Source organism: Streptomyces solincola, assembly GCF_002982015.1.
GTDB classification, from domain to species: domain Bacteria; phylum Actinomycetota; class Actinomycetes; order Streptomycetales; family Streptomycetaceae; genus Streptomyces; species Streptomyces solincola.
Map to the genome: position 1 here is coordinate 1 of NZ_PVLV01000358.1, position 6,195 is coordinate 6,195.

Sequence of the window (6,195 nt, forward strand, 5' to 3'; positions counted from 1 at the left end):
CACCCCCACCGCCACCCCCTACCCGTACGGCCGGGTGCGCGGGGCCAACGGGGGCACAAGCACCGCATGACCACTGCCAAGACCAGCGTCCTCGTCCTGGACTGCGCCGAACCCGAAGACCTCGCCCACTTCTACGCCAAGCTGCTGGACGCCTCCGTCCACCGCGGCACCGACCCCGACTTCGTCGAGGTCATCGGCACCGACGGCAACCGCATCGCGATCCGCCGCGACCACGGATACGCACCGCCGAGCTGGCCGCGCCCGGACGACTCCCAACAGGCCCACCTGCACATCCTGGTGGCCGAGGAGGACATGGACGAGGCCGAGCGGGAGGCCGTGAGCCTCGGCGCCCGGCCCATCGAGGCCCGCGACAACTCCGGCCCCCGCGACGTGCGCACCTACGCCGACCCGGCCGGCCACTCCTTCACCCTGGCCGCCCGGGAGGGCCGGACCAGCAGGTGACGGACCGCCGCACACCGCACGCCGCCACCACCCGACGGGCGCCTCCGCGACAGCGGACGCGCCCGTCAGTCGTTCCCGGCCGCCGGCCACCGCGTGCGACCGGAAGGTTACTCATGCGTTTCGCACAGTCGGATGCTGACGCCTGTGACTGTTGGCCCACCCCCGCCGGATGACAACGTCTACCTCGTCAGCAGGGAAACGCGGAACCGCCGAGAACGCGGAGACGCCGACGGAGGGAGTGGGTGTGATCAAGGGCTACGCCGCCTTCTGCGACGCCGACCGTCACTTCTACGACGCTCCGCACCGGCTCACCGGCGAGACCGCCGCGACCGCCGGAACAGCGGACACCGCACCGGCCACCGCCGCCGCCGCGGGCAACACCCCCGCCGGCAACGACCGCAGGGGAGCGCAGTACGCCGCGGCCCTCGCGCCGGCCCCGGCGGGCTGGCAGCGCCACCGCAGCGGCGACTGGCTCGCGCTGCGCCCGGTCGACAGCGAACTCCCCGCCCAGGGCTGGAAGATCCACATCTCGGCCTGCCTCGGCAACGCCGAGTCGATCCTCGCCCGGGTCTCCGGCTACTGCCAGGAGCGCGGGATCGCCTACAAGTTCGTGCCCAGCCGCTACCTGCTGCACAACCGGAACGCCAAGTATGCCGACCGGGCCGCCAGCGGCAAGTTCATCACCGTCTACCCGGCCGACGACGCGCAGCTCAAGGCGACCGCCGACGACCTCGCCGCCCTGCTGGACGGCGAGCCCGGCCCGTACATCCTCAGCGACCTGCGCTGGGGCGCCGGACCGGTCCACGTCCGCTACGGCAGCTTCACCCGCCGGCACTGCTACGACGAGCAGGGCGAACTGCGCCCCGCCGTCCAGCGCCCCGACGGCAGACTGGTCCCCGACCTGCGCGGCCCGGTCTTCCAGATACCCGACTGGGTGGAGCCCCCGGCCTTCCTCACCCCGCACCTGGACGCCCGCACCGCCGTCACCGTCGCCGAACTGCCGTACACCGTCGAGAGCGCCCTGCACTTCTCCAACGGCGGCGGCGTCTACATCGGCCGCGACCGGGCCACCGGCGAGAAGGTCGTCCTCAAGGAGGCCCGCCCGCACGCCGGCCTGGCCGCCGACGGGGCCGACGCCGTCACCCGGCTGCGCCGCGAACAGACCGCGCTGGAACGGCTGTCCGGCCTCGGCTGCACCCCCGAAGTGCGCGGCACCTTCACCGTCGGCGACCACCACTTCCTGGCGATGGAGTTCCTGGAGGGCAAGCCCCTCAACACCTTCTTCGCCCGCCGCCACCCGCTCATCGAGGCCGACCCGAGCCCCGAGGCGCTCGCCGACTACACCGAATGGGCGCTGCGCGTCTACCGGTTGGTCGAGCAGGCCGTCGACGCGGTGCACGGCCGCGGAGTCGTCTTCAACGACCTCCACCTGTTCAACATCATGGTCGCCGAGGACGAGCAGTCCGTCGCCCTGCTGGACTTCGAGGCGGCAGCGCACATCGACGAGGGACGCCGGCAGACCGTCGCCAACCCCGGTTTCGTCGCCCCCGCCGACCGGCGCGGCTTCGACGTCGACCGCTACGCGCTGGCCTGCCTCCGGCTCGCCCTCTTCATACCGCTGACCAGCCTGCTGCCACTGGACCTGAACAAGGCCCGGCACCTGGCCGACATCGCGGCCGAGCAGTTCCCGGTGGACCGCGCCTTCCTGGACGAGGCGGTCGCCGAGATCACCCGAGGCGCACCCGACCGCGCGGACGGACCGTACCTCCCCGTCCAGCCCGGCGACTGGCCGCGCAGCCGCGACTCCCTGGTCCGCGCCGTGCTCGCCTCCGCGAGCCCGGAGCGCGAAGACCGCTACTTCCCCGGCGACATAGCCCAGTTCGCCGCCGCCGGCGGCGGGCTGACCTTCGGCTACGGCGCCGCCGGGATCCTCTACGCCCTCGCCGAGACCGGCGCCCCCCGGCACACCGACGCCGAGGAATGGCTGCTGCGCCGCACCAAGGAACCCGAATCCGGCACGCCGGTCGGCTTCTACGACGGACTCGCCGGCCTCGCCTGGACGCTGGACCGCCTCGGCCACCCCGAACAAGCCCTGCAACTCGCCGAGTCGGCCCAGGCCCGGCCCTGGCAGGACATCGCCCCCGACCTGCACAGCGGGCTCGCCGGCGTCGGCCTCGCCCTGGACTCCCTGGCCGCCTCCACCGGCACCCCGGCCCTGCACGAAGCCGCCCTGCGCTGCGCCGGACTCGTCGCCGACGCCGTACCCGGCATCAACCGCGCCGGACTGCTGTACGGCGCGTCGGGACCGGCCCTGCTCTTCATCCGCCTCTACGAACGCACCGGCGACCCCGCCCTGCTCGACCGGGCCGCCGACGCGCTCCGCCGCGACCTCGCCCGCTGCGTCACCAGCGCCTCCGGCACCCTCCAGGTCGACGAGGGCTGGCGGACCATGCCCTACCTCGGCGCGGGCAGCGTCGGCATCGGGATGGTGCTGGACGACTACCTCGCCCACCGCGAGGACCCCGACTTCGAGCGGGCCCGCCGAGAGATCGTGCAGGCCGCGCAGGCCACCTTCTACGCCCAGCCCGGACTGTTCCGCGGCGCGGCCGGCATGGTGCTGCACCTCAGCCGGACCACCGCGCCCGGACCCGGCACCGAAGAGGCCGACGTCCGGCGGCAGATCGACGCACTCGCCCGGCACGCGGTGCCCTACCGGGGTGAACTCGCCTTCCCCGGCGAGCAGATGATGCGACTGTCCATGGACCTCGCCACCGGCACCGCCGGCTGCCTGCTCGCCCTCGGCAGCGCCGCCTCCCACGGAGACGTGCACCTGCCCTTCCTCCCGCCGCCCAAGCGGCGCCCACAGCCCGGTCCCAGCCAGGGATCGTGAACAGCACCACCCAGCACCACCATCCGCACACCGTCCCCATGATCGAAAGGAAAAGACGATGACGCTTCTCGACCTGCAGTCGATGGAGACCCCCAAGGACGAGGCCATGGGCGACGTCGCCACCGGCAGCCGCGCCAGCCTGCTGCTCTGCGGTGACAGCAGCCTCTCCGTCACCACCTGTAACTGACGCTCCGGCCGGCCGCGCGGTGCCGACACCGTGCGGCCGGTCTTGGACACCGGCCCGGGCGACGACGCACAGCCGCCCGGGCCACCCGGTCCCTCCGCCGACCGTCGCCGCCGGCGGCCGGCGGGGACACGGCCCGCCCCGCGCCCGGACCACCGGGCCGGCGCGGGCCGCCCGCACGCCCGCGCCCGCCGCCCGACCCGGGACGCCACGAGGAGGACACCGCCACGATGACCTCCGCACCGAAACAGGCCCCGGCAACCGGAGACCGAGCGTCTCGGACGTCGCAGCGCACCACGGCGTCCGGCGACCGCGCCCTGCGGGGCGCCCTGAGACACAGCCGCGGACGCAGCCTGGCGGTGCTGCTCTGCTCCGTGGCGTCGGCCGTCGCCGCCCTCGCCGAGCCCGCCGTCCTCGGCCGCAGCCTCGACCTGCTGCTCGACCGCGACCCGGCCGCCGGCCGCTGGGTCGCCCTCTGCGCGGCGCTCGTCCTCGCCGAGATCCTGCTGGACGCGCTCACCGCCCAGCTCACCGGCACCGTCAACGCCCGCTCCACCGCCTGGCTGCGCACCCGTGCGCTCCGCACCCTGCTCGCCGCCGAGCCGGGCCGCGCCACCGACCGCTTCGCCCCCGGCGACCTCGCCACCCGGCTCACCGCCAACGCCACCGAGGCCGGTACCGTCCCCGCCGCCGCCGCGGGCGCCCTCGCCGCCGTCCTCCCGCCGCTCGGCGCACTGGTCGCCCTGGTGCTGATCGACCTCTGGACCGCCGCCGCCTTCCTGCTCGGCGTCCCGCTGCTGGTGCTGCTCCTGCGCGCCTTCGCCCGCTCCTCCTCCGCGGCCGTCACCAGCTACCAGCGCATCCAGGCCGGCATCGCCGACCGGCTCGCCGAGGTGTTGGCCGGCGCGCACACCGTCGCCGCCGCCGGCACCGCCGAGCGGGAGCGCCGCCGCGTCCTGGCCGGCCTGCCCGGACTGGGCGCCGAAGGCCGCGCCATGTGGCTGGTCTACGGGCGCGCCGTCGCCCGCAGCGGGGTGCTCATGCCGCTGCTGGTCTGCCTGGTGCTGGCCGTCGGCGGCATCCGGCTGGCCGCCGGGCAGCTCGGCGTCGGCGGGCTGGTCGCCGCCTCCCGGTACGCCGCGCTCGCCGCCGGCATCGGCGCGGTCGCCGCCGTCCTGGGCGCCCTGGTCAAGGGCCGGGCCGCGGCCCGCCGCACCGCCGAACCGGCCGCCCTGCCCCCGGTCTTCCACGGCCCCCTGCGCCTGCCCGCCGGCGGACCCGGGGCCCTGCGACTCACCGGTGTCACCGTCGTCCGGGACGGCGCACCGGTCCTCGACGACGTCACCCTGACCGTGCCCGGCGGGGCCACCGCGGCGGTGGTCGGGCGCTCCGGCGCCGGCAAGTCGCTGCTCGCCGCCGTCGCCGGCCGGCTCACCGACCCCGACCGGGGACGGGTGCTGCTCGACGGGGTGCCGATGGAGCAGCTCACCGAGGAGGAGCTGCGCCGCGAGGTCGGCCACGCGTTCGCACGCCCCGCCCTGTTCGGACCCACCGTCGGCGACGCCATCGCCTTCGGCGCCGAACGCCCGACCGCCCCCGAGGTGCGGGCTGCCGCCCGCGCGGCCGGCGCGGACGGCTTCGTCCAGCGGCTCCCGTACGGCTACGACACCCTCCTCGCCGACGCCCCGCTCTCCGGCGGCGAGCGCCAACGCCTGGGCCTGGCCCGCGCGTTCGCGCACGCCGGGCGGCTCCTGGTGCTGGACGACGCGATGTCCGGCCTGGACACCGTCACCCAGCGGGAGGTGGAGCTGGCGCTCGCCCGGGACGTGCGCGCCGGCACCCGGCTGGTCGTCGCCCACCGGCTGTCCACCGCCGCCGGCGCCGACCTGGTCGTCTGGCTGGACGCCGGCCGGGTCCGGGCCACCGGCCCGCACCGCCTGCTCTGGCGGGACCCCGCCTACCGGGCCGTCTTCACCGGCTCCGAACCGGAAGCCGCCGACCGCGAAGCCGCCGACCGCGAAGCCGCCCATCCGGCAGCCGCCGAACCGGATCCGGAGGTCGCGCGATGAGCGGCCGGGGCGAGCCGGGGGAGCGGGGCGAGCGGGGGGCGCTGCGCCGGGTGCTGCCCGAGGGCCGGCGGTTCCTGCGCGGACGCGGACGGGTGCTGGTCGCGCTGTCCGGCTGGTCCCTGCTGGAGTCGGTCCAGACGTTCCTCGGCGGCTACGGCGTCGCCCGCGCCCTGGACGACGGCTTCCTCGCCGGCCGCACCGGCGCCGGGCTGGCCTGGCTGGCGGTCGCCGCCGCGGCGGTGCTGCTCGGCTGGCCCGCCGTCCGCGGGGTGTTCGCCGCGCTGGCCGGACTCGTCGAGCCGCTGCGCGACGGACTGGTGCGCCGGGCGGTGGACCAGGCCCTGGGCGCGGCCCTGGCCGATCCGGCCCGCGCCGACCCGACCGCCGCGGTGTCCCGGCTCACCCACCAGACCGAGATCGCCCGGGACAGCTTCGCCGGGCTGGTGCTGACCGCCCGCTCCTTCGTCTTCACCACGGCCGGCGCGCTGCTCGGCATGGCCGCGCTCGACCCCCGGCTGCTGGCCGTCGTGCTGCCCCCGCTGCTGGCCGGGCTGGTGCTGTTCGCCGCCACCTTCCCGCCGATGGCGGCC

4 protein-coding genes and 1 pseudogene are annotated in these 6,195 nt (G+C 75.9%); all 5 read left to right on the forward strand.

The window, feature by feature from the left end; translation table 11 throughout:
- Positions 1-66: 66 nt before the first annotated feature.
- A complete protein-coding gene (locus C6N75_RS21505; protein WP_105870548.1) occupies positions 67-462 on the forward strand; it encodes a VOC family protein in 396 nt (131 codons plus the stop codon).
- Between the two features lie 244 nt (positions 463-706).
- A complete protein-coding gene (gene lanKC / locus C6N75_RS21510) occupies positions 707-3,352 on the forward strand; it encodes a class III lanthionine synthetase LanKC (RefSeq protein WP_105870549.1) in 2,646 nt (881 codons plus the stop codon).
- Positions 3,353-3,410: 58 nt separating this feature from the next.
- A complete protein-coding gene (gene ramS / locus C6N75_RS21515; RefSeq protein ID WP_105870550.1) occupies positions 3,411-3,539 on the forward strand; it encodes a mycelium formation morphogenetic lantipeptide SapB in 129 nt (42 codons plus the stop codon).
- Positions 3,540-3,766: 227 nt separating this feature from the next.
- Complete coding sequence (locus C6N75_RS21520; RefSeq protein WP_105870551.1) at positions 3,767-5,605, forward strand: ATP-binding cassette domain-containing protein; 1,839 nt, start codon at positions 3,767-3,769, stop codon at positions 5,603-5,605.
- A pseudogene (locus C6N75_RS21525) lies at positions 5,602-6,195 on the forward strand (ABC transporter ATP-binding protein); the annotation flags it as partial. The gene C6N75_RS21520 and the pseudogene C6N75_RS21525, both read left to right, overlap by 4 nt.